Origin of the sequence: Rhizobium sophorae (assembly GCF_013087515.1) — a bacterium.
GTDB classification, from domain to species: Bacteria; Pseudomonadota; Alphaproteobacteria; order Rhizobiales; family Rhizobiaceae; genus Rhizobium; species Rhizobium sophorae.
The window spans coordinates 1-21,281 of record NZ_JABFCN010000008.1 but is presented as its reverse complement, the minus strand read 5'-3'; the positions used below and the strand labels follow the sequence as shown (position 1 = coordinate 21,281).

23 protein-coding genes are annotated in these 21,281 nt (G+C 59.7%); 12 read left to right on the top strand and 11 right to left on the bottom strand.

Annotated features, from left to right (window positions below; translation table 11 throughout):
- Positions 1-123: 123 nt before the first annotated feature.
- The 6 genes from G9X64_RS04550 (at position 124) to G9X64_RS04525 (ending at position 5,237) form a co-directional block, all read left to right on the top strand.
- A complete protein-coding gene (locus G9X64_RS04550; RefSeq protein WP_171376026.1) occupies positions 124-1,260 on the top strand; it encodes an FAD-dependent monooxygenase in 1,137 nt (378 codons plus the stop codon).
- Positions 1,257-2,057, top strand: coding sequence for an alpha/beta fold hydrolase (locus G9X64_RS04545; protein ID WP_168317734.1), 801 nt, complete (start codon positions 1,257-1,259; stop codon positions 2,055-2,057). The genes G9X64_RS04550 and G9X64_RS04545 overlap by 4 nt, the downstream gene beginning before the upstream one ends.
- A gap of 74 nt (positions 2,058-2,131) precedes the next feature.
- The gene (locus G9X64_RS04540) at positions 2,132-2,884 is read left to right on the top strand and encodes a maleate cis-trans isomerase family protein (protein WP_312864025.1); all 753 of its coding nucleotides are present in this window, start codon (positions 2,132-2,134) and stop codon (positions 2,882-2,884) included.
- Positions 2,885-2,897: 13 nt separating this feature from the next.
- Positions 2,898-3,539, top strand: a complete 642-nt coding sequence (locus G9X64_RS04535; RefSeq protein WP_168313159.1) for an N-carbamoylsarcosine amidohydrolase — start codon at positions 2,898-2,900, stop codon at positions 3,537-3,539.
- Between the two features lie 45 nt (positions 3,540-3,584).
- A complete protein-coding gene (locus G9X64_RS04530; RefSeq protein ID WP_168313160.1) occupies positions 3,585-4,619 on the top strand; it encodes a 2,5-dihydroxypyridine 5,6-dioxygenase NicX family protein in 1,035 nt (344 codons plus the stop codon).
- Between the two features lie 126 nt (positions 4,620-4,745).
- Positions 4,746-5,237, top strand: a complete 492-nt coding sequence (locus tag G9X64_RS04525; RefSeq protein WP_171376025.1) for a MarR family winged helix-turn-helix transcriptional regulator — start codon at positions 4,746-4,748, stop codon at positions 5,235-5,237.
- A gap of 485 nt (positions 5,238-5,722) precedes the next feature.
- Here the strand turns inward: G9X64_RS04525 and G9X64_RS36970 are convergent, their stop codons facing one another.
- Entirely contained in the window at positions 5,723-6,010 is a 288-nt protein-coding gene (locus G9X64_RS36970) for an SDR family NAD(P)-dependent oxidoreductase (protein WP_312864024.1), read from the bottom strand.
- The gene (locus G9X64_RS36965) at positions 5,992-6,195 is read right to left on the bottom strand and encodes an SDR family NAD(P)-dependent oxidoreductase (RefSeq protein WP_281360117.1); all 204 of its coding nucleotides are present in this window, start codon (positions 6,193-6,195) and stop codon (positions 5,992-5,994) included. The genes G9X64_RS36970 and G9X64_RS36965 overlap by 19 nt, the downstream gene beginning before the upstream one ends.
- A 314-nt stretch (positions 6,196-6,509) precedes the next feature.
- On the opposite strand from G9X64_RS36965, the gene G9X64_RS04515 reads away from it, so the two are divergent.
- The 5 genes from G9X64_RS04515 (at position 6,510) to G9X64_RS04495 (ending at position 13,187) form a co-directional block, all read left to right on the top strand.
- Complete coding sequence (locus G9X64_RS04515; protein ID WP_376766384.1) at positions 6,510-7,442, top strand: ABC transporter substrate-binding protein; 933 nt, start codon at positions 6,510-6,512, stop codon at positions 7,440-7,442.
- Positions 7,443-7,513: 71 nt separating this feature from the next.
- The gene (locus G9X64_RS04510) at positions 7,514-9,121 is read left to right on the top strand and encodes an amino acid ABC transporter permease/ATP-binding protein (protein ID WP_168317738.1); all 1,608 of its coding nucleotides are present in this window, start codon (positions 7,514-7,516) and stop codon (positions 9,119-9,121) included.
- A 34-nt stretch (positions 9,122-9,155) separates the two neighbouring features.
- Entirely contained in the window at positions 9,156-10,397 is a 1,242-nt protein-coding gene (locus G9X64_RS04505) for an acetamidase/formamidase family protein (protein WP_168313164.1), read from the top strand.
- 86 nt (positions 10,398-10,483) lie between these two features.
- Positions 10,484-12,796 (top strand): acetamidase/formamidase family protein, encoded by a 2,313-nt coding sequence (locus G9X64_RS04500; RefSeq protein ID WP_171376036.1) that lies wholly within the window; start codon positions 10,484-10,486, stop codon positions 12,794-12,796.
- 4 nt (positions 12,797-12,800) lie between these two features.
- Positions 12,801-13,187 carry a RidA family protein gene (locus G9X64_RS04495; protein WP_168313165.1) on the top strand — a complete coding sequence of 129 codons (387 nt, stop codon included), beginning with the start codon at positions 12,801-12,803 and terminating at the stop codon, positions 13,185-13,187.
- Positions 13,188-13,300: 113 nt separating this feature from the next.
- Here the strand turns inward: G9X64_RS04495 and G9X64_RS04490 are convergent, their stop codons facing one another.
- From G9X64_RS04490 to G9X64_RS04455, 8 genes are all read right to left on the bottom strand, one after another.
- Complete coding sequence (locus G9X64_RS04490; RefSeq protein ID WP_168317739.1) at positions 13,301-13,483, bottom strand: hypothetical protein; 183 nt, start codon at positions 13,481-13,483, stop codon at positions 13,301-13,303.
- Positions 13,484-13,520: 37 nt separating this feature from the next.
- A complete protein-coding gene (locus tag G9X64_RS04485; RefSeq protein ID WP_168317740.1) occupies positions 13,521-14,081 on the bottom strand; it encodes a hypothetical protein in 561 nt (186 codons plus the stop codon).
- 339 nt (positions 14,082-14,420) lie between these two features.
- A complete protein-coding gene (locus G9X64_RS04480; protein ID WP_168317741.1) occupies positions 14,421-15,476 on the bottom strand; it encodes a Fic family protein in 1,056 nt (351 codons plus the stop codon).
- Between the two features lie 187 nt (positions 15,477-15,663).
- A complete protein-coding gene (locus G9X64_RS04475) occupies positions 15,664-17,067 on the bottom strand; it encodes an FAD-dependent oxidoreductase (protein ID WP_171376023.1) in 1,404 nt (467 codons plus the stop codon).
- A complete protein-coding gene (locus G9X64_RS04470; RefSeq protein ID WP_246270897.1) occupies positions 17,064-17,366 on the bottom strand; it encodes a ferredoxin family protein in 303 nt (100 codons plus the stop codon). The genes G9X64_RS04475 and G9X64_RS04470 overlap by 4 nt, the downstream gene beginning before the upstream one ends.
- 427 nt (positions 17,367-17,793) lie before the next feature.
- Entirely contained in the window at positions 17,794-18,375 is a 582-nt protein-coding gene (locus G9X64_RS04465; protein WP_171376022.1) for a DNA-3-methyladenine glycosylase I, read from the bottom strand.
- Positions 18,376-18,508: 133 nt separating this feature from the next.
- Positions 18,509-19,297, bottom strand: a complete 789-nt coding sequence (locus G9X64_RS04460) for an SDR family oxidoreductase (protein WP_171376021.1) — start codon at positions 19,295-19,297, stop codon at positions 18,509-18,511.
- Positions 19,294-19,623: a nuclear transport factor 2 family protein gene (locus G9X64_RS04455; protein WP_171376020.1), complete on the bottom strand. Its 330-nt coding sequence runs from the start codon at positions 19,621-19,623 to the stop codon at positions 19,294-19,296. Before G9X64_RS04455 ends, G9X64_RS04460 begins: the two co-directional genes overlap by 4 nt.
- A 96-nt stretch (positions 19,624-19,719) precedes the next feature.
- Between G9X64_RS04455 and G9X64_RS04450 the strand changes: the two genes are divergently transcribed.
- Positions 19,720-20,631, top strand: coding sequence for a LysR family transcriptional regulator (locus tag G9X64_RS04450; protein WP_171376019.1), 912 nt, complete (start codon positions 19,720-19,722; stop codon positions 20,629-20,631).
- A 357-nt stretch (positions 20,632-20,988) separates the two neighbouring features.
- On the opposite strand, the gene G9X64_RS04445 is transcribed toward G9X64_RS04450, so the two are convergent.
- The coding region (locus tag G9X64_RS04445; protein WP_171376018.1) for a type II toxin-antitoxin system RelE/ParE family toxin at positions 20,989-21,281 on the bottom strand (293 nt) is incomplete at its 5' end.

Here is a 21,281-nt window from a genome sequence, read left to right as displayed (position 1 = left end):
TTTCCGCGCAATTTTGATGAAAATCAAAGCCTCACTATTGCTATTTAGAGTGTATGCGCTAGAATTTTGCCCAGCCTCCAATCATGGGAACAATGCGTCGAAAGACAGCTAAGAAGGGTCGCTATGTCTAACGGAAAAGAAAAGATCGCGATTATCGGCGCCGGCCTCGGTGGCGCCGTCGCGGGTGCGCTACTCCAGCACGCGGGTTTTGACATCAACGTCTATGAACAAGCGCCGAGCTTCTCGCGCCTGGGCGCCGGCATCCATATGGGGCCGAACATCATGAAGATTTTCGAGCGCATCGGCGTCGACAAGAAGGTCATTAGCATCAGCAGCACGCCGAGCCATTGGTTCAGCCGCGACGGCATTACCGGCGAATATACCGCGCGGGTTCCGCTCGAGGGCTACGGCCAGACCTATTGCACTGTTCACCGCGGCGACCTGCAGGCCATTCAGTGCGATGCGCTGCAGCCGGGCACCCTGCATTTCGGCAAGAAGCTGGCTCGCCTCGACGACAGCGGCACCGATGTACTGATCGAATTCGAAGATGGAACCTCAGTGCGCGCCGATATCGTGATCGGCGCCGACGGTATCAATTCGCGCGTTCGCGAAACGCTGCTCGGCGAAGAAAAGCCGAATTACAGCGGCTGGGTCGGCCATCGCGCCCTGATCTCGTCCGACAAGCTGAAGAAATACGACCTGACCTTCGAGGATTGTGTCAAGTGGTGGGGTCCGGACCGTCACATGATGGTCTACTACACGACGGCCCGCCGCGACGAATATTACTATGTCACCGGCGTACCGCATCCGGCCTGGGAATTCGATTCGGCCTTCGTCGACAGCAGCCGCGACGAGATGGCGGCGGCGTTCGAGGGCTATCATCCGATCATCCAGGCGCTGATCGAAAGCACCGATGAGGTGACGAAGTGGCCGCTTTTCAACCGTAACCCACTGCCGCTCTGGAGCAAGGGCCGCCTCGTGCTGCTGGGAGATGCCTGCCATCCGATGAAACCGCATATGGCGCAGGGTGCCGCGATGGCGATCGAAGACGCCGCCATGCTGACCCGCTGCCTACAGGAAACCGGCATCAGCAATTTCCGCACCGCCTTCGGACTGTATGAAACTAATCGCCGCGACCGCGCGACGCGTGTCCAGAGCGTTTCGAACGCCAACACCTTCCTGCTCAAGCAGGAGGATCCTGCGTGGGTCTATGGCTACGACATCTACGCCGAGCCGCTGAAGAGCGAGACCGCAGCATGAGCGGCGGCGCATTGTACGGGGCGAACGTCTTCGCCAATGGTATTCGGCAACACTATCTGCGCTACGGCGGAAGAGGCCCTGCCGTCATCCTGATCCCTGGCATCACCAGCCCGGCGATCACGTGGGGTTTCGTCGCCGAGCGGTTGGCCGAGCGTTACGACGTCTACGTGCTCGACGTGCGCGGCCGCGGCCTGTCATCGACGGGGCCTGACCTTGATTACGGCCTCAACGCGATGGCCGCCGACGTGGTCGGCTTCGCCACAGTGCTCGGGCTTCCTGCCCCCGCCCTACTCGGCCATTCGATGGGCGCGCGCATCGCCATCCGTGCCGCCGTTGCGGCGCCCGAGGCGTTTTCGAGGCTCGCGCTGATCGATCCGCCGGTTTCTGGCCCCGGACGCCGCGCCTACCCGAGCAAGCTGCCTTGGTATGTCGACAGCATCCGCCTAGCGCTGAAGGGCGTCGATGCGGAAGGCATGAAGGCGTTTTGCCCGACATGGACCGACGAACAGCTGAAGCTGCGCGCCGAATGGCTGCACACCTGCTACGAGCCCGCCATCGTCACCGCCTTCGAGGACTTCCACAAGGACGACATCTTCCCGGATCTGCCGAAGCTCAAGCGGCCGGCGATGCTGATGGTGGCCGGCCGTGGAGGTGTGATCGAAAACGTGGACGAGGACGAGGCCCGCTCGCTGTATCCGGCGCTGGAAATCACCCGGGTGCCCAATGCCGGGCACATGATCCCTTGGGATGATTTCGACGGCTTCTTTGCCGCGCTTGGGGATTTTCTCTCCCGTTGATTGGAACGGCGGCGGATCGACTATCCACCGCCGGATGTTTGACACTCGCTTTTGCAACGCAGAGGATTCCATCCGTGCAGAAATATTACCGTATCGGCCAGATCGTTCCGAGCTCCAACACAACGATGGAGACCGAAATTCCCGCCATGTTGACGGCGCGCCAGTCTATCCGCCCCGAGCGCTTCACCTTCCACTCCAGCCGCATGCGGATGAAGAAAGTGGTCAAGGAAGAATTAGCAGCGATGGACGCCGAATCCGACCGATGCGCCGTCGAGCTTTCCGACGCCCGCGTCGATGTGCTGGGATATGCTTGCCTGGTTGCGATTATGGCGATGGGCCTCGGCTATCACCGCCAGTCGGAGAAGCGTCTGATGGGTCGCACTCAGGAAAACAACGCGAACATTCCGGTCGTTACCAGCGCCGGCGCGTTGATCGAGGGGCTGAAGGTGATGAAGGCAAAGAAGATTGCCGTCGTCGCACCCTATATGAAACCGCTGACCGAACTCGTAGTGAATTACATCCGGGAAGAGGGCTTCGAGGTCATGGATTGGCGGGCCCTTGAAATTCCCGATAATCTCGATGTCGCCCGCCACGACCCGGAAAATCTCCCGGCCATTGTCCAGACCCTCGATCTGTCGAACGTCGATGTCATCGTGCTGTCGGCCTGCGTGCAAATGCCGTCGCTGCCGGTGATTGCCAAGGTCGAGGCCATGACCGGGAAGCCGGTTCTGACCGCCGCTGTGGCGACAACTTACTGCATGCTCAAGAAGCTTGGTCTGGAAGCAGTCGTGCCGGGCGCCGGGGCACTTCTGTCCGGCGCATACTGAAGAGAGACCGATCATGCAGAGCGCAGAAAGCAATTATCAGGGCGTCTGGGGCAACCGCATCGGCTTCGGCCAGCGCCCTGCCCTCCTCGTCATCGATTTCCTGAAGGGGTACACCACCGAGGGCTCGCCTCTCTACGCCCCGGGCGTGGTTGACGCGGTCGCGCAGACGCCGGCGCTCATCCAGGCCGCCCGCGACGCCGGCATCCCGGTCATCCATACGCGTATCCTCTATCTTGCGGAAAACTGCGCTGACGGCGGCATGTGGGTGAAGAAATCGCCAGTCATGAGGGGAATGGTCGAAGGCAATGTGCTGGCCGAGTTCTGCGGCGGCGTCGAGCCGGCCAGTGGCGAGCTCGTTATCGTCAAGCAGTATGCCAGCGCTTTCTTCGGCACCAGCCTTGCCTCGCAGCTGCATGCGCAGGGCATCGACACCGTGATCATGGCCGGCTGCTCGACCAGCGGCTGTATCCGCGCCACCGCCGTCGACGCGGTCCAGCATGGATTCCGTGGCATCGTCGTGCGCGAATGCGTCGGAGACCGGCACCCGGATCCGCACAATGCCAACCTCTTCGATATCGACAGCAAATATGGCGATGTCGTTTCGAGGGAGGAGGCAATCGCCGAAATCGCCAAGGTCAAGTCCGACTGTCCGTAACTGGACGAAACACCCAAGCCTTCAAGCAAAGATAAGGGAACGAGCATGGATCAATTCAGCTTCACGGAAATCTGCCTGCATCAGTTGAAGATGTCGGGCGTCCACGAGGGCGAAAAACTCATTGTCCTTACCCAGGGCAACGAGCGCCTCGATTACGCCGACGCGTTCATGGCGGCGGGCATGCGTCTTGGCGCCAAGATGTATCACATGCGTTTGCCGCCGGTGCCGCCGGCGGGTGCATGGGCGGTCGGCCAGACAGGCCTCGCCGCCATGCCGGAAGCCGTAGAGGCCCTGAAGGCCGCCGATATGCTGATCGATTGCATCTTCCTACTCTTCAGCCCGGAACAGATGGCGATTCAGGCGGCCGGCACGCGTATCCTGACCGCCGTAGAACCGCCGGAGATTCTCGCGCGCATGCTGCCGACAAAGGAACTGCGCGAGCGCGTCGAATTTGCCGGAGACCTGCTGTCCAAGGCAAAGGTGATGCGGATCACCTCTGCGCATGGCACAGATGTCACCTACAAGCTCAATACCTATCCCACCGTCACGGAATATGCGTGCACGGACGAGCCTGGCCGCTGGGATCACTGGCCATCCGGCTTCGTCTTTACGGGTGGTGACGATGATGGCGTCGACGGTACGATCGTCGTTGCCCCGGGCGATATTCTGCTGCCGCAGAACATCTACGTCCGCGATCCGATATACTACACCATCGAAAACGGTTGGATCACCGACATTCGCGGGGGCCTCGATGCTGAGCTGGTCAAATCGTACATGGACGGTTTCAACGATCCGCGTGGCATGGGCATGAGCCATGTCGGCTGGGGTCTCAATCAGAACGCCAAGTGGCATCGCATGGTACCGGGCGAATTTCCGGGCGGCATGGGCATGGAGGCCCGCTCGTTCTACGGCAATGTCATGTTCTCGACCGGCCCGAACAATGAACTTGGCGGCCCGAACGACACGGCCTGCCATCTCGATATCCCGATGCGCAATTGCTCGCTGTTTCTCGACGATGAGCCGATGGTTCTGAACGGCGACATCGCCGTCAAGGAAATGAAGCACACCGTCAAATCGTGATCGCAACCAACCTGCTTGGCGTGAAAATGCGCCAAGCGGGTCTAGCCTCGTGTGCCCTGACCGGTGAAACATGCTGTGGCGTTTCCTGCTCGGACACAAGACACCGCAACCGATGGACCTGCTAACATGACTGTCAAGGACCCCGAACACCGACGTGAAGCCGCGGCGTCTGAAACCGACTATGATGTTACCGAGCAGGTGGGTCACCTGCTGCGCAAAGCCTATCAGCGGCATCTTTCAATCTTCCAGGCCAACGCCAGTGACCCGGACCTGACATCCGTCCAATTTGTAACGCTCTGCGCGCTACACGATCTCGGCCCGAGCTCTCAGGTCGAATTGGTGAAGGCCACCTCGGTCGATCAGGCGACGATCCGCGGGATCGTCGAGCGTCTGAAAGCACGTGGATTGATCGATCTGTCCAAAGACAAAGCCGATGCTCGCAAGGTTGTGATTTCTCTCCTGCCGAAGGGTGAGGCGCTGCTTCAGGACATGTATCCTAGAGCGTACCTTATCAGCGAAAAAACCGTCTCTCCCCTCAATCCGGCGGAGAGGGTTGCGCTCTTGTATCTTCTTCGAAAAATTGCGGACGATGAGAGCGGAGATACATCACGGCAATAGTTTCAGGGAGGGTCCTATGCCGGCCCTGGTTTCCAGAGGAAGCGAGCCTGACTCCCCCACGGAAAACTGGCTCATTCCCCTCCCCATGGTCCGCTTCATGGAATTCGGCTTATGTATGCGATATTCGAATGGAGAACGTCCGTACCGCTATGGGCGCCGATCGCCCATCTCCATGATCATGTTTTCGACGAGGGTTGGATCGATAGTGATTTTGCTCATGAAAGCCGCTCCTGCCGGCCCCGCACCAATTGCGACAGGCACACGGCAATGACAAGCGCGCCTCCGAGCTAGATCGTCTTCTTGGCTCGCGGGACAGGCCACTGCCTCAGGCCGGCGAAGAGAACTCGGCCGCAGCCTGAGGCGGATAACTGGCTCGGTGCATTGGAAGATCGATATCATCGGCGCTCGTCGTGATAGCCTCATCGCCAACCACAGCTTGGCTTGTTCGACGTCGCTGAGGCGCAACGCTCTGCCGTCTGCCGCGACTATGGCGTCCATCTCCTCTGCAAGCGCATCGCACTCCGAACGAGCCCGGGATCGACCGCAAATGCGCGCACCCCGTCGCCGATGGTGGTGTCGTTCAGGCAGTCCGTGAGCCGCATGATGGCGGCTTTGCTGGACGCGTAGCCAGAGCCATGGGGAAAGCTGTTGCCCGTTCCGCCACCAACGAGGTTTACAATCCGGCCCCTACCCCGCGCCAACATCGTAGGGGCGGCCGAGCGACAAGCATTGAAAGTGCCTAGCAGATTGATCTCTACGTCCCGCCACCACACAAGAGGGTCACAGTCCCAAAACCAAAGCCCCGAAACGAGCCGTAATTGTTGATCAGAATGTCAACAGGACCCAGTTCGGTCGCCACGCGGGTAAGGGCATTTTCAACAGCGGCAAGGTCAATGATGTCCGTCGAAACGGCGATCGCTTGCCCGCCCTCCCTCGATGAGAGAGACTGTTTCCTCAATCTCCGTTACCGTTCGCGCTAACACAGCGACCTTGGCCCCTTCCGCGATAGCATTGCCTCCGCAGGTTACAATTTTTACGAACCATTTCGCGGACCCGCCACTCTTAGTCTATCCAGAGCTTCAGGTGCCGCTTCCTTGACCGGTCTGCTTGTTTTTTATCTCTTTGCCGCACAAGACTTAAGCATATGAACTTAAAAGCAAATATTTCGACCTAGAACGACAATAATATGTGCGCTTGCCGACAACGGCGCCCGGCGTGATTGCCCCTAAGCTTCAATGTGTCTGCTGGGTGAAGAAAGCAGCACTTAAACCAATGGAGCGGGACATGGAAATATTTGGAACTGGGAACATTAGGGCGCTTCGCCGGACATGGCTTGGCCTCGGCTTTGCTGCACATCTCTTCGCAGTCGCAGTGGGTGCTGTAACCTTCCTGCCATCGTCGGACGCACGGGCTGCGGCGCCCTCCGCCTGCGCCGACCTGCAGGCAAAATACCCGTCGCTGAAGGGTAAGACGCTCGTTAACGCAATCAATCCGCATACGCCGGGATACGAGACGATCGATCCTAACGATCCAACGAAATATATCGGTTTTGACATCGATCTGGGCGAGGCGATCGGTGAATGCCTTGGCTTCAAGCTGGAATATACGCCTGTCACCTTTGCAGCGCTTCTGACAACGCTGCAGGCAGGTCAAGCTGACATCGTCATTTCCGACATCTACGCCACCAAGGATCGCGCCAAGGCCGGCGACTTCATCACCTATCTGAAGGTCTATGACGGCGTTCTCGTCGCCAAGGGCAATCCGAAGAAGATCAACGGCATCAACAAGTCGCTCTGCGGCGCGGTTGCCGCCGAGAACACTGGCTATGTCGAAGTCCCGTTGATCCAGGCACTAGAAGCGGAATGCAAGGCGGCCGGACTGCCGGCGCCAGAAATCCAGCTCTACGACAATAATGCCAATTGCATTCAGGCAATCCTGGCGGGCCGCGCCGACACCTACATCAACGATGTGAACACTGTTGATGGTGCGGTCAAGGCCTATCCCGACAAGCTGGAAAAGGCGACGGCTGTCACCTTGCCGTATTCCGTCGGCATCGCCGTTCCACGCAACAACAATGATTTCCGCGCCGCAGTCATGGCGGCCCTCACCGAAATCCAGAAGTCCGGCCAGCAGGTCGAGATGATGAAGAAATGGAACCTTCCGGAAGCGCAGATGGAAGAGCCGAAGCTGGTGCTCGCCGACTGAGCCTAGCTCCACGAACTGGCCGGGCATTACCAAGCCCGGTCAATGCTCCTCGAAAGCCAAAGCGGGCCAAGATGGATCTATTCTTTCATTATCTCAGTCAACCTTATCTTGTCACCGGTATCGTCTACACCTTGCTGATCACGTGTTACGGGCTCCTCGGCGGTGCCGTCATGGGCGTTGTGCTCGCCGGCATGCAGCTCAGCCGGTTTCGCATGCTGGCCATTGTTGCTCGCGCCTATGCGATCATCTTTCGTGGCACGCCGCTGATTCTGCAGATGATCTTCTGCTATAACGCCTTGCCGTTGATCGGCATCCGGCTAACGGCCGTCGAGGCAGCAAGCCTGGCGCTTGCCTTGAACGAGGCTCCGTTCATTGCCGAAATCATTCGCGCGAACGTAATTGCCGTCGATCGCGGGCAGATCGCGGCAGGCCAGGCTCTCGGCATGCAGCCACTTGCGATCATGCTGCGCATTGTGGTTCCCCAAGCTGTCCGCACCATGGTGCCGGGGCTCGGCAACGAAGCAGTCAGCGCCCTTAAAAATTCTTCGCTCGCCTCGGTGGTGTCGGTGCAGGAGCTAACCCTTCGCAGCACCCAGCTCGCGTCGGCAACCTTCGATTTCTTCTCGATCTTCTTCGCTTCCGGGCTGATGTATTTGGTTCTGACCGGCGCCATTGCTGTTATCCAACTGGTGGTCGAGGCAGCACTCGACCTCGAAAGGCAAAAGGCCGGCAACCGATTCGCGCGGCAGCTGCCTTGGCGCAGGGCAGTGACAGTCGACGAGGCCGCGCCCGATCCTGCACCCTCGGTCGTCGCCGTAGATGCGCCGCTGCCGCCTGCGACGGCGAAAGCCTCGCGGCCACTGGACAAGGAGAAGCGCTGGGCAGCAGTCGCTAGCAGCCGTGCGGCGGTGGAAATCCGCGATCTGCGCAAGAGCTATTCCGGCCGCTCCGTCCTGGACGAGCTGAGCCTTGATGTGCGCGTTGGCGAGGTCGTGGCATTGCTCGGACCGAGCGGCTCCGGCAAGAGCACGCTTCTTCGCTGCATCAATCGCCTGGAAACCTGGGATAGCGGTGTAATCGAGGTTCTGGGGCGCCGGATTGGGACGCGAGCTGATGGTCGTCCGCGCTCTCCGCGCGCGATCGCCAACGAGCGGGCAAGTGTCGGCGTCGGCATGGTGTTCCAGAACTTCAATCTGTTCGGCCACCTGACGGCGAGGGAAAATATTGCCGGTCCGCTGCGCTGGGTGCAAGGTCTCTCTGTCAGCGAAGCAAACCGTCGGGCAAACGAACTTCTTGACCGCGTCGGCCTTTCGCATCGGGCGGATGCTCTGCCGCGCCACATGTCGGGTGGCCAGCAGCAGCGCGTCGCCATTGCCCGGGCACTGGCACCCAATCCCGCCGTGTTGCTCCTCGACGAACCGACCTCGGCGCTCGATCCGGAACTGGTCAGCGAAGTGCTTGAGGTAATCCGCAGGCTGGCGGTCGAGGACGGGCTGACAATGGTAATTTCCACTCATCAGATCGGCTTTGCCCGCGATGTAGCGGACCGGGCGGTCTTCCTCGCCGATGGCGCAATCGTCGAACAGGGTGCTGCAGACGAGATGCTTGTCCGGCCCAAGAACCCGCGCACCGCACAGTTCCTTCAGATCATGGAAGACGAGACCGGACAGACCGCATGACGGTCCATGGCGAGCCTCGCAATCGGAGAACCAGATGAAACACTACACATTGCCAGTTTCGCCTTCCACGGTGCATTGGGGCTATTTCAGCAAAGCGGTAGAGCCTGCACTGGTGCTGAAGTCCGGCGACCGGGCGACGATCGAGACGCTCACCCATCATGCCAATGACGATTACGAGCGGATGATCGAGGGCGACCCCGCTGCGGAAGCGATCTTTCACTGGACGAAGGAACAGAAGACGATCTCGCGTCGCGGTTCCGGCCCGACCGAAGGACCGTTCAAGGTCGGTGCGGGTGAAGGGGTGGGCGTTCATCTGCTGACCGGCCCCATTGCCATCGAGGGCGCTGAACCCGGCGATATCCTGGAAGTGCGCGTTCTCGATGTCAGGCCGCGCCCGAGCTGCAGCGCCTGCTATTCCGGGCGCTGCTTCGGCTCCAACGTGGCGGCGAACTGGGGTTTTCACTATCACGACCTGATCGAGGAGCCGAAACCGCGCGAGGTCGTGACCATCTTCGAGATCGACACAGCCGGCGACCCCTATGCCAAGGCGGTCTACAACTACATCTGGACGCCGCAAACCGATCCGGATGGCGTCGTCCATCCCATCATCGACTATCCCGGCGTGCGCGTCGACCATCGGCTGGTGAAGCGGCGTGAAAACATCCTGCAGAACGTGCGCGTGCCGGCACGGCTGCATTTCGGCACGATGGGCCTGGCACCGGCGGAAGCGGATTTCGTCAGCTCCATCCCGCCCTCCTATACGGGCGGCAATATCGATGACTGGCGCATCGGTCGCGGTGCACGCATGTATTATCCAGTCGCCGTTGACGGCGCCTTTTTCTCAGTCGGCGATCCGCATGCGGCACAGGGCGACAGCGAACTCGGGGGCACGGCGATCGAGACGTCATTGACGGGCGATTTCGAATTCATCCTTCACAAGAAGGACGATCTGGGCGGCACGATCCTCGAAGGCCTGTCACATCCGATGCTGGAGACCGACGAACAATGGTCGGTCTATGGCTTTACCTATGCCAATTATCTCGAAAGCCTCGGTGACAATGCGCAGACTGAGATCGCCCAACATTCCAGCGTCGACCGCGCCATGCGCGATGCCTTTCGCAAGCTTCGTCGGTTCCTGATGACAGCACATAAGCTGAGCGAAGACGAGGCAATTGCGCTGATGTCGGTCGCCGCCGATTTCGGTGTGACGCAGGTGGTCGATGCAAATTGGGGTGTCCACGGATCGATCCGCAAGAACGTGTTCCGATGCTATTGAGACCGGGTCTGGCATTTCCTTCTTCGCGGGTGCAATATAATCAGACCAAGGCGCTGAACGCGCTGCTGCGCACCTCGGATGAAGGGATGAATGTCAGGCAGTTCATAGCCGAATCCTATCCCAGCGATACCCGTGCCCACATGTGGCGCGAGGTGCTGGCGGAGCTTCATCTTCATTCAGTCGCTGTCGACGGAGAGAGCGGCCGATATTCGAGCGCGATCCTGCGGGGCGATCGTGAAAGCGTTATTGTCGCCCGCCTCGTGGCAAGCTCACAGGTTCTGTCTTCGATCCCGCAACGCTCGCGCATGCTAATGGGCATGATCCCGCTAGAGGCAGCTCTGGAGGTCGCCGGCGGCAGCTTTAGCCTGAAAGTCGACAGTGGCGCGCTGGTCGTGGTGCAGATGGACAGGCCATGGGAGATCAGGATTTCGGGCAGTAACCGAATCCTTGTCTTTGGCCTGTCCGACGCGGCCATGCAACGACGCGGTGCGGGCTGGACGCCATTTGCTGAACCCCGTTGTTATTCGCCGAAGGGGCTTGCCTCAGTCTTCATTCGCGCGATGGAAAGTGCTGCTACGGAAATCGACGGCTTTTCGAATGCGGAATGGCAGTCGCTCGAGCAGTTCATCGCCGACCTGTTCGTCACCATGATTGTCGAGGCCGAAGCGACTGATATGCGCTCGACGCCAAGCCTTGCGGCATTGTTCAATCGTATTACGGTGGCGATCGAAAAGCGGCTGCATGACTCGGACCTGTCGTCTGCCAAGGTCGCGCGGGTCGAGGGGATCTCGGAACGCTACCTGCAAAAGCTGTTCGAGCAGAATGGCGAGAGCTTCACCCATTACCTGCGCGAGAGACGCCTGCAGCGCGCCCGCGCGGCGCTGGTCACTTCAGCGGAAATCAGGCTTCCGGTTGCGGATGTCGCCTATAGCTGTGGTTTTGGCGATGCGGCGAACTTCAATCGTGTCTTCAAGGAACGTTTCGGCCTTCCGCCGGGAGCCTTCCGTATCCGTCACCTCGAAAGCCAGATCGACGGGCTCAATGCCGAGCAGCGCGGATGGCCGGTAAAGGCGCTTGCCGCCAAAAAAGCAGCATCGCGGACAAGGGCGGATGATAGCCCAAGACGAGACGAATGGGATCTGCCGACCGGAGGGCGTCCTGCGAGCACGCACCACAAGCTCAGCGTCAATGCCTCGAATGTTCACTGGGGGTATTTCAGCCGGTCCCTTGAGCCGGTTTTGGAGATCAGTTCCGGTGACACGGTCGAGATCGAAACGCTCAGCCAGCACGCATCCGACGCACCCGAGCTGATGATTGCGGGCGATGCCACGGCTGAAGAGGTCTTTCACTGGACAAGTGATCGCAAGTCGGTCGACCGCCGAGGCGCCGGGCCAGTTGACGCCTCGATCTTCGGGCGGGGGGCCGGCGAAGGCTTCGGCGTGCATATCTGCACCGGCCCGATCTATGTGAAGAATGCCGAGCCTGGTGATGTCATCGAGGTCCGTATCGAGGACATGCTGCCGCGACCGAGTCGTGGGCCTGGCCATGAGGGGCGGTATTTCGGCAGTAACGTCGCGGCATGGTGGGGTTATCACTATGGCGAATTGCTGACCGAACCGAAGCCGCGCGAGAATATCACGATCTACGAGGTTTTTCCCCAGGACGGCTACGCTCAGGCGCTCTATTCCTATCCTTGGGCGCCGCAGACGGATCCCTATGGTGTCGTCCACCGGACTTATGATTATCCCGGCGTGCCAGTGAATGCGGCGAGTGTCGATATCCGCCGGGCGACGCGCAGTGACATCCGCATTCCGCTTCGCCCGCATTTCGGCGTCATTGCGCTGGCCCCACGGGAGGTGGATCTCATCGATTCCGTGCCACCGGCCTATTTCGGCGGCAATCTCGACAATTGGCGGCTTGGCAAGGGTGCGAGTGTCTTTCTTCCGGTATCGGTTCACGGCGGGCTTCTGTCCATCGGCGACCCGCATGCCGCCCAGGGTGACGGCGAGCTTTCAGGCACGGCGATCGAATGCTCGATGACTGGACGGGTGAAGATTACGCTGCACAAGAAGGATCCACGCTTCAAAGACCTGACCTATCCTTTGATCGAGACGCCCGGTGAATGGGTACTGACCGGTTTCAGCCACCCTGATTATCTGGCCGAGTTCGGCGCTAAGGGACAGGGAGAGGTCTATGCCAAGTCTTCCCTCGACCTTGCGATGAAAGACGCTTTTCGCAAGGCGCGACGTTTTCTTATGTCAGTTCAAGGGTTCAGTGAAGACGAGGCGATTGCGGTCATGTCGGCTGCCGTCGATTTCGGCGTGACTCAGGTGGTCGATGGAAACTGGGGCGTCCATGCCATCATCCGTAAGGCCATATTCGAAAGCGAACAGGAATAGCGAAATGCAGTTTCACATGATTTCCGGCGGACCGAAGCCGGTCGCGCCCTTCAGCCATGCGGTGGAAACGGATGGCTTCGTCTTCGTCACCGGTCAGATGCCGGATACGCCGGAGTCCCCGGGCGTTTTGCCGGACGGTATAGAAGCCCAGACGCATCACGTCATGGCAAACCTGAAGACGGTCCTCGCCGGGCTTGGCCTGGGGCTCGAGCATGTAGTGATGGCGCGGATTTATCTGACGCGCTTCAAACAGGACTATGAGGCGATGAACGCCACCTATCGCAGCTATTTCCCCGCCGACCGACTGCCGGCGAGGACATGCGTCGGGGTGACCGGCCTCGCCTATGACGCACTGATCGAGGTCGATCTCGTTGCCCGACGCCCGGATTAGGGTCATCTCGTGATGAATGGAGAGCTGTCTTTCTCGGCTAGATCAATCGAAACCGCCACCATCATGCATCCAGGAAAAGCGTGGCGTGCTCTACGAACAAGTCCGGCTACTGGCTACGGCCCGTGGTTGGCGTCCGGATAAAGCACGACGAGCTGAGCGTTTGGGAGACCGTGTTGCACGGCGAAGGCGTTGATCGGCGGCATCAACACATCACGGCCGCCGTGCGCCATCGTCTCGCCGGCGCCGCAATCCCGTTCCTGCGGACGATTTCCAGGCTGAAGCGGCAGCAAGTGCATAGGTCGTCCACGTTTGAAATGTCGGTGAGCGGCACTGCTATCGGATCAAGGGCCGATGTGGGGGATTGGCAAGCCAATCCGATGCCAAATTCCGCAGGGGGTCGGTGATTTCCCAACGCGTTGTGGTGATCCCGGTGGCCTGCCTCAGTGCCCCGCGGATGGCGCCGCGGGGGTCCGGCGTGTTGAGACCCTCATTGAAATCGAAACGCAGGAATTCGCCAACGAGAAAGATGTTCTGAGCTTGGCTCATCTCGGCGACAGATCGCCACGCGACGAGATTGAGAACCCAGCGCGGGGAACTCCCAACCTCGCTGAAATCAGTATGGTCTGGTCTACATGAATTTCCGCTGTCGTCGGGTCGGCCAGTGATATGCGCAGGAAGGAGACTGTCGCCGGAAGGCATTTTGAGCTGCGCATCGGATGGCAGGAAGGGCGGCCGGTCGGCATGGGTCGATAGACTCGCCCGCAGATTGAGATCGACCGTCGTCCCGTATCGATGTTCGAGATCGAAGCTGAGCGTCCGGTTGCTGCCGATGCGTTCGTAAAGCTCTTTCAAAAACGGGCGCGGATCATCGCTGATCGCTCCGTCTCGCCGCACGTCGACCTTGTCCTGCCTGCGTGGCTGGAAGACATGTTCCGGCGTCCCGGAATCGTGTCCCTGGTTGTAGATCGGATAGGTTTGACCGTACTCGTTCAGGTGTAGCCACGCGCCGTTTCTGCGTCCGATCGGACCGCACCCAACGGGCCGAAATGAAATGGAGGGCGGCCGGGAGGAGCTTTGTTGCCGCGCGAGGAATGGCGGCGGCGCCGCCCTGCCTCATCGAGCCCGCGAATGGAGCACGGCTAACAACCGGAAAAAGGACGTGGCAATGGCGCCGCGTCCAGTTGGGCCACAGCTCCGATCCCGGCGCATCGGCTAACCACTACTACTCCGTCTTTACGTCAGGCCGTACCAGGTCCCACGACCCGCTCCATGAAGGGTCAGATGTCCCTGCTCGGTTAACGCCCGAAGGTGATCCTTGACGGTGTTGCGGCTTGCACCTGTGGCCTTGGCCGCGTCCATCACCGTGACGCGCCCGCGCTCACGCGCCAGTTCGAGGATCGCGACTGACAACTCCGGCAGGTCGCCCAGCAGGATGCGTTCACGCTCGATCTTGCGCTCGAGCCGCTGCTTCTGACGCTGCAGGCTCCGCAGGAAAAACTCGACCCATGGATTCCAGTCCTGTTGATCAGTCCGGATCGTGCCCTGTGTTCGACGAAGCGCGAGGTAATAGGCTTCCTTGTTCTGCTCGACAACGCTTTCGAGAGAGCTGTATGGCACGTAGGTATAGCCCGCCCGAAGGAGCAGCAAAGTGGTCAAGGCTCGCGACAGGCGGCCATTGCCGTCCTGGAAAGGATGGATTTCCAGAAAGACCACAACGAAGACAGCGACGATGAGCAGCGGGTGGAACGTCCCGTCCTTCTCTTTGGCCTGTTGCCAGGACACCAGTTCCGACATCCGGCCCGGCGTATCGAAGGGGGATGCCGTCGTGAAGACGACTCCCAGGCTTCGCCCATCTTCGTCGAAGGCTTCGACGTTGTTGGCAAGGGTTTTCCAGTTTCCCCTGTGTCGCTCATCCTTAGTCGAGTGAGCGAGCAGATCTCGATGGAGTTGGCGGATGTGATTTTCGTCAAGCGGGATCGCGTCGAAGGCGGAGAAGATTGTTTCCATCACCTCGGCATAGCCTGCCACCTCTTGTTCGTCTCGGCTGGTGAATGAGCCGATACGGAGGTTTGAGAGCAGCCTTTCGACTTCGCGGTCGCTTAGTCTTGCGCCTTCAATACGGGTCGACGAACCGATGCTTTCGATCGTCGCCACCCGTCGCAAGCTGGAGAGCCGGTCTGGCGCGATCCGACCGAGCGCTCGCCATGCACCTTTGAATTCGTCAATCTCGGCGACCAACGACAGGATCTCAGGCGTGATATGCAATCTCGCTAGATCAATGGCCGTCATCCATTATCCCATCCATTTCCATCCGAATGGGATATGACACAACGGACTCCATTTTTCCATCCATTTTCATCCAATAAGGAAGAACGGTGGAAAAGTCAGAGCGGGCGAGGCCCCGCCTAGTGGGCGGAGTCTCGAGGAATTCAGTCGATTGCCTTCAATGCGACCAACGCACTTTGCAGGCGGCTCTCTATATCGGCGACGCTTTTGGCAGATCGCAGCGATCCGTCACGGACAGCCGGAGATAGCTCACCCGGCGACCGAAGGAATCGACAAGCGCGCACGCAATCATCGCCTCAACGGAGACGAATTTTTCGCGCGGCTTGCCCAGCGTGCGGCCCCGGGCCACCTCCGCCATGTCGATGGCACGCCAGGCGTCGAAGTCGAGGCGCAGTCCCTGGCGCTCCCAGATCAGGGAGAGGACACCGTCCGCAGCGGCAGGATGTGGCAATGGCAGGGCATCGAGATCGGCCAGGACTTTTTCAACCGTATCGAGCGCACAGGCGCGATTCGTGCCAATCGTTCCCTGAGGACCGCGCTTGCTCCAGCCACACACATAAAGGCCGAGAGCCTCCTCTCCCTCGCGACCGATGCGGCCACCCATATTGGCATGGACGCCCCGGGCTGCGTCGTAGGGAACGTTGGCAACCGGTGCGCTTCGTCTGCCGACACTCAGGAAGACAAGGTTCGTTTCGATCGCGACACCCTGCTCCAGTCCCTCGCCCGCTGCGCTCGAACGGAACACAGCGCGGCTGACACGTTCATCACCTTCGAAACATACCGGGTTGAGATGGAAGCGGAAAAGGCAGCGCTTGCTTTTCTCCCATGTGCGGCGGGAGAACGCGTCAAGAAGGCCTATGGCGATTTTTCGTTCCGGGTCGGTGCTGTGAGGAGAGTCAAATGGGTCAGCACCAAGATCGCCCGTTTCCACGCCCGGATCACAGTCTTCCAGGGTCCCGAATTCCTGCAGTTCCTTCGCCGAGAAGCGCGTACCGGCCGGACCGCCCCGCCCCACCAGATGCACTTCGCGAATCCGGCTTTCGGCCAGCACCTCAAGAGCGTGCCCGGCGATATCCGTATGGCGCAGTTCGTCCGGCGTCTTGACAAGGATACGGGCCACGTCGAGGGCGACGTTGCCATGGCCAATGACGACCGCCCGCTCGCCGCCAAAGTCAAAGGTCAAATCCCGACAATCCGGGTGACCATTGTACCATCCGACGAAATCACTGGCCTGATGCGTGCCGGGCAGATTTTCGCCCGGCAGGCCGATCTCACGACCCAGCGCGGCCCCGGTGGCCAGGATAACGGCATGATAGGATCTACGAAGATCGTTGATGCTGATATCGACACCGATGTCTGCCCCGCCGATAAAGCGAAAGCCCGGCATCTGCGCGATCCTCTCGAAGACCGCGGTGACCTGCTTGAGCTTCGGATGATCGGGGGCGACGCCGAACCGAACCAGACCATAGGGCACAGGCAAGCGCTCGAACAGATCGACCTCAATGTCTTTACCGGACCGAAGCAAAGCTTCGGCAGCATAAAAACCACTTGGACCGGCACCCACGACGGCAACATGATAAAGCGACACCGTCATAGGCCCATTGCCTTCTTTCGCTCGTCTGCTCCCGGAAGCGGCGGCAGGCGCGTGTTGACAACAGGCGTCTCGGCAGAGCGGCGCCTGTTGATCTCAATCCATTTCTGCTGATCTGGCGACAGGAGGTAGGACGGTTGGATCGCGCCAACCGGGCATGCAGGGACACAACCGCCACAATCGATGCAATTGTCGGGGTCGATATAGGTCATGTCGTCGTCGATGTGGAAGCATTCGACGGGACAGACCGTCACGCACTCCGTGTAGCGGCATCCGGCCGGTGCAATGGTCGGTAACGACATAATCCTGCGGCGTCATTGCCCAAGATCATCGGAAACGGGATTGGCCCCTCCTGGGAGGTCATCCCGCGAGGGTGAAGATGTCGTGCCGGTTTAGGCTGGCGTGTGTCACTTTCACTCGCACCCAGCCCTCGTTCACGATCGGGTCAGGACGCTCTCCGATGACAAGGGAGGAAAGAGGGCCTGCGAAATTCGCTTCTTTGCATAGACGGCGAACATGGTCATTCCTTTCAGGATGGGGTTGGAAAGCTCAGCGCTGCGCGGGCGCGCAAAGCAGGCTTGGCCGGCATGACGGTCAGTTGTCTGATCGCATCGCCCGAGAGCGTGAAGTGCAAGCGACGTGCGAGTGCGTCGGGCGTGTTAGTCTTGACCTTGCGCCCCGAGGTCGAGACTTGGCTCGCACGATGGCCGTTGATGAAGCAGGATCGTCCTAAGGCATTTTTCCGGGCACTACGTGGCGTCGGAAGCACCTGAGAGAATGATCGTTGACGATGCCGACCGCCTGCATCCACGCGTAGGTGATGGTCGGTCCGACAAACTTGAAGCCGCGCCGCTTCAATTCCTGCGAGATTTTCTCGGACAGCGTTGTACTCGCAACCCAGCTCTCACCGTCACTAAGGACAGGCGCGCCTTCCGTGAAGGACCAGCAGAATGCCGAGAAGTCCTCGCCGCGATCCTGCATGTCGCAGTAGATTTGCGCGCCTTTGATCGTGGCTTCGATTTTGGCCCGTGCGCGCACGATGCCAGGGTCTGCCATCAAGCGCTCAATATCCCTCTCGTCAAAAGCGGCGACTTTGAGCGGATCGAAATCAGCGAAGGCGGCTCGAAAGGCATCACGCTTGCGCAGGATAGTGATCCAGGCAAGCCCTGCCTGGAACCCCTCCAGCATGAGCATTTCCCACAGCATCCGGGGGTCTCGTTGTGGTACTCCCCATTCGGCATCATGATAGTCCCGCATCAGCGGGTCGTCTTGAGCCCAGCTGCAGCGCTCGCAGGATGAAGTTTCAGTCATGGTTAGAGCATCTCTTTCAAGCGCCGCCGACCGATGCCAACTGTTCGTATTGGCAACCCGCGACGGCTTTATCCATCGGCAAGAGTAGACTATCTCCCGGCGTCCGCTCTCGCGCGAACGCCGGGAAGGACCCTCAGACGGTCCGGATAGTCCCGCCATCGATGATAAACTCGGCGCCGTGGATCGCAGCAGCACGGTCGGAGGCAAGGTAGGCGATAAGGTCGGCCACCTCCTCAGGCTCGGCTCCGCGCCCGATCGAGATCCCGCCCAAGGCATCGAGCACAGACTGCCGCGCGTCCTCGATCGTTCCGCCATTGGCGTTGCGAAGCATTTCGAGAAAGTCTCCTGTGGCGTCGGTCATGATCCAGCCGGGCGAGACGGAATTGACCCGCACTCCCTTGGGACCGAGCTCTTTCGAAATTGACTTGCTATAGGTTCTCAGCGCGGCCTTGGCGGCGGCGTAGCCTGTCGTGGATTCGGGCAGCGGCAGGACGGACTGAATTGAGGTGATGTGCACTACAGTGCCCTTGCCCCGCTCAAGCATCTGCGGGATGACCAGGCGATCGAGCCGGACGGTCGCCAGCAGGTTAAGGTTCAGTTCGGCGAGCCAGTGGTCGTCCGTCAGCGCGGCGAAGCCACCCGCCGGCGAAGCCGAGCCTCCGATGATATGGGCAAGGATGTCGATGCCGCCGAGCCGCTCGAGCGCCGCCTTGGCGAATGCTTCACCACCTTCTGCCGTGGTCAGGTCTGCCTGGACATATTCGACGCTCTCGATTGGATCCTTGATCGTGCGGGCGGCCGTGACAACACGGGCTCCGCCGGCGAGGAAGCGCTCGACCGTGGCGCGGCCCAGACCCTTGGTGCCGCCGCTAATGAGTATGCGCTTGCCAGCGAACTCGGTGGGATCTGCCTTGATATTCATACCGTGGTCTCCAAGATCTTGATGGCGTCGTTCGCCAGCGTGAAGCGATAGGTAAAGCGGAGCGGGCTGCCCGGAAAATCGCCATGTGCGGGACCTTCGAGCACGACGATGCCCTGTTCTTCACTGGCAGTATCTGGCTCGAAGATCGCCTTGACCGCGATCGCTTCATCCTTGAGCAGTTTCCGGATCTCAGCCAGGCCCTCGTAACGCTTGCCGTTGTCGATGAAGACCGCGTCATCCAGAAAGGGCTTCATCATGCCGTCGATATCGAGACGGGCGTTTGCCTCGATGTAATGTGCGATTGGCTTAGGTAAGTTCATTGACATGCTCATCTCCTTGAAAGTGATGAGGCCAATTTAGCGCTGGACTTTTCGCCCGATAAGCGAGACAAACCGCCATGGGGTATTGCGATAAACGGAACAATGACTCGCCATTCGCTGGTTGAACTTGAAGCCGTCCTCGCCATCGTTCGATGCGGCTCGTTTCGAGCGGCAGCGCTCGATCTCGGAATATCGACGACAGCAATCAGCAATGCGGTGGGCAAGCTCGAGCGGGAGCTTGACGTGCGATTGTTCAATCGCACCACGCGCAGCGTCTCGCTCACTTACGCGGGGCGCATCTTCGTCGCACAGATCAAACCAGCGCTCGAAGGCATCCAAAAAGCGATGAATACCGCGCGCTCACAGCAGGAGACGCCGTCCGGTATCTTGCGCATCAATGCCTTTGCGACGGCAGCGCGAGAGATCATGGCGCCACTTGTCCTGAACTATCTGCAGCTCTATCCGCAAGTTCACATCGACCTCGTCACCGAGGGGCGGCTTGTTGACGTCGTGGCGGCGGGCTTCGATCTGGGATTGCGCAGTGAAGATCTGGTACCCAGCGACGCCATCGCCATACCGCTGGGTAAGATGCGACGCATGGCGGTTGCCGCATCTCCCGCCTTATTCGAAAACAGGGCAATTCCCCAAGTGCCGCAGGATTTGCTTTCTTACCCCTGCGTTCGCGGGCGGCTTCCCAATGGCGGATTGCTCCGGTGGCGGTTCGAGAAGGGCGGTGAAGAACTGCAGCTCGACGTCGAGGGACCGATCACTCTTGACGAAGCATCGCTGGCGCGGATCGCGGTGGCCAACGGCGTGGGGATCGGCTATTTCATGGAAACCGATATCCGCGAAGACATCGCAGCGGGAAGGCTCGTGCGCATTCTCGAAGACTGGACGCCGCCGCTTGTGCCGCTGTGCCTCTATTATTCCAATCGGCGCAATTCCTCCGCCGCCTTCCAGGCATTTATTGCGCTCGCGCGCGACTATGCGGCCGGACGGCTCACGCAGCCTTGAGCCTGCTGCTGCGCGTAACATCACGGTATTCCCAAATGAGACCGCCGTTGCCTCCGGTGGAGGGCATTTCGCGTTTCTATCAAGACCGTTGAAAACATGACCATTCAATGCGACCAACGTATGTAAGGAAAACGACAGTTTACCTGACATCCTTAAACGCTTCCCAAAAAGCATTACCTTGGCTTGATATTGATGTCCGGTACCCGCGTGCGGTAATCAACTGTCCGAAATCGCTGTGAAGGGAAATCTGATGACGTAGCTCTTGAAGGGATCAGAACTGGCGACCCCCCTTTTTGACCACGCGATAACAACGATTTGTCGGTCTTGCGCTCAGGTAATCTCGCCTCCGTCCAAACATCATTCGTTCAGACGATCAACCAAACGCTTCATGAGATCCATTCGTTCATGAAGAATCGCCACGATGAGGGCGGGCGCATCCTCTCGAGGCAGACAAAAGACGTAGTGGTGTTGGCATCGCGCCATTCGTAACGCCGGATAAAGCGCGCTCATATCCTTGAAAGGACCTTTGCCCTCGGCAAGGTTTGCGATACCTCGCTCCAAACCCGAGACGTAGCGGCGTACCTGGGCAGAACCCCATTGCGCACGTGTATAGCGGATTACCGAACGTAGATCCGATTCCGCCTCCGCGG

What these genes read in the sequence shown, in the direction of transcription:
- G9X64_RS04495 (WP_168313165.1), top strand. Translation starts at nt 12,801, where the DNA reads ATGCAGTTTCACATGATTTCCGGCGGACCGAAGCCGGTCGCGCCCTTC.
- G9X64_RS04515 (WP_376766384.1), top strand. Translation starts at nt 6,510, where the DNA reads ATGGAGCGGGACATGGAAATATTTGGAACTGGGAACATTAGGGCGCTT.
- G9X64_RS04550 (WP_171376026.1), top strand. Translation starts at nt 124, where the DNA reads ATGTCTAACGGAAAAGAAAAGATCGCGATTATCGGCGCCGGCCTCGGT.
- G9X64_RS04470 (WP_246270897.1), bottom strand. Translation starts at nt 17,366, where the DNA reads ATGTCGTTACCGACCATTGCACCGGCCGGATGCCGCTACACGGAGTGC.
- G9X64_RS04455 (WP_171376020.1), bottom strand. Translation starts at nt 19,623, where the DNA reads ATGTCAATGAACTTACCTAAGCCAATCGCACATTACATCGAGGCAAAC.
- G9X64_RS04460 (WP_171376021.1), bottom strand. Translation starts at nt 19,297, where the DNA reads ATGAATATCAAGGCAGATCCCACCGAGTTCGCTGGCAAGCGCATACTC.
- G9X64_RS04500 (WP_171376036.1), top strand. Translation starts at nt 10,484, where the DNA reads ATGAATGTCAGGCAGTTCATAGCCGAATCCTATCCCAGCGATACCCGT.
- G9X64_RS04475 (WP_171376023.1), bottom strand. Translation starts at nt 17,067, where the DNA reads ATGACGGTGTCGCTTTATCATGTTGCCGTCGTGGGTGCCGGTCCAAGT.
- G9X64_RS04530 (WP_168313160.1), top strand. Translation starts at nt 3,585, where the DNA reads ATGGATCAATTCAGCTTCACGGAAATCTGCCTGCATCAGTTGAAGATG.
- G9X64_RS04510 (WP_168317738.1), top strand. Translation starts at nt 7,514, where the DNA reads ATGGATCTATTCTTTCATTATCTCAGTCAACCTTATCTTGTCACCGGT.
- G9X64_RS04535 (WP_168313159.1), top strand. Translation starts at nt 2,898, where the DNA reads ATGCAGAGCGCAGAAAGCAATTATCAGGGCGTCTGGGGCAACCGCATC.
- G9X64_RS04480 (WP_168317741.1), bottom strand. Translation starts at nt 15,476, where the DNA reads ATGACGGCCATTGATCTAGCGAGATTGCATATCACGCCTGAGATCCTG.
- G9X64_RS04465 (WP_171376022.1), bottom strand. Translation starts at nt 18,375, where the DNA reads ATGACTGAAACTTCATCCTGCGAGCGCTGCAGCTGGGCTCAAGACGAC.
- G9X64_RS04505 (WP_168313164.1), top strand. Translation starts at nt 9,156, where the DNA reads ATGAAACACTACACATTGCCAGTTTCGCCTTCCACGGTGCATTGGGGC.
- G9X64_RS04450 (WP_171376019.1), top strand. Translation starts at nt 19,720, where the DNA reads ATGACTCGCCATTCGCTGGTTGAACTTGAAGCCGTCCTCGCCATCGTT.
- G9X64_RS04545 (WP_168317734.1), top strand. Translation starts at nt 1,257, where the DNA reads ATGAGCGGCGGCGCATTGTACGGGGCGAACGTCTTCGCCAATGGTATT.
- G9X64_RS04525 (WP_171376025.1), top strand. Translation starts at nt 4,746, where the DNA reads ATGACTGTCAAGGACCCCGAACACCGACGTGAAGCCGCGGCGTCTGAA.
- G9X64_RS04490 (WP_168317739.1), bottom strand. Translation starts at nt 13,483, where the DNA reads ATGCACTTGCTGCCGCTTCAGCCTGGAAATCGTCCGCAGGAACGGGAT.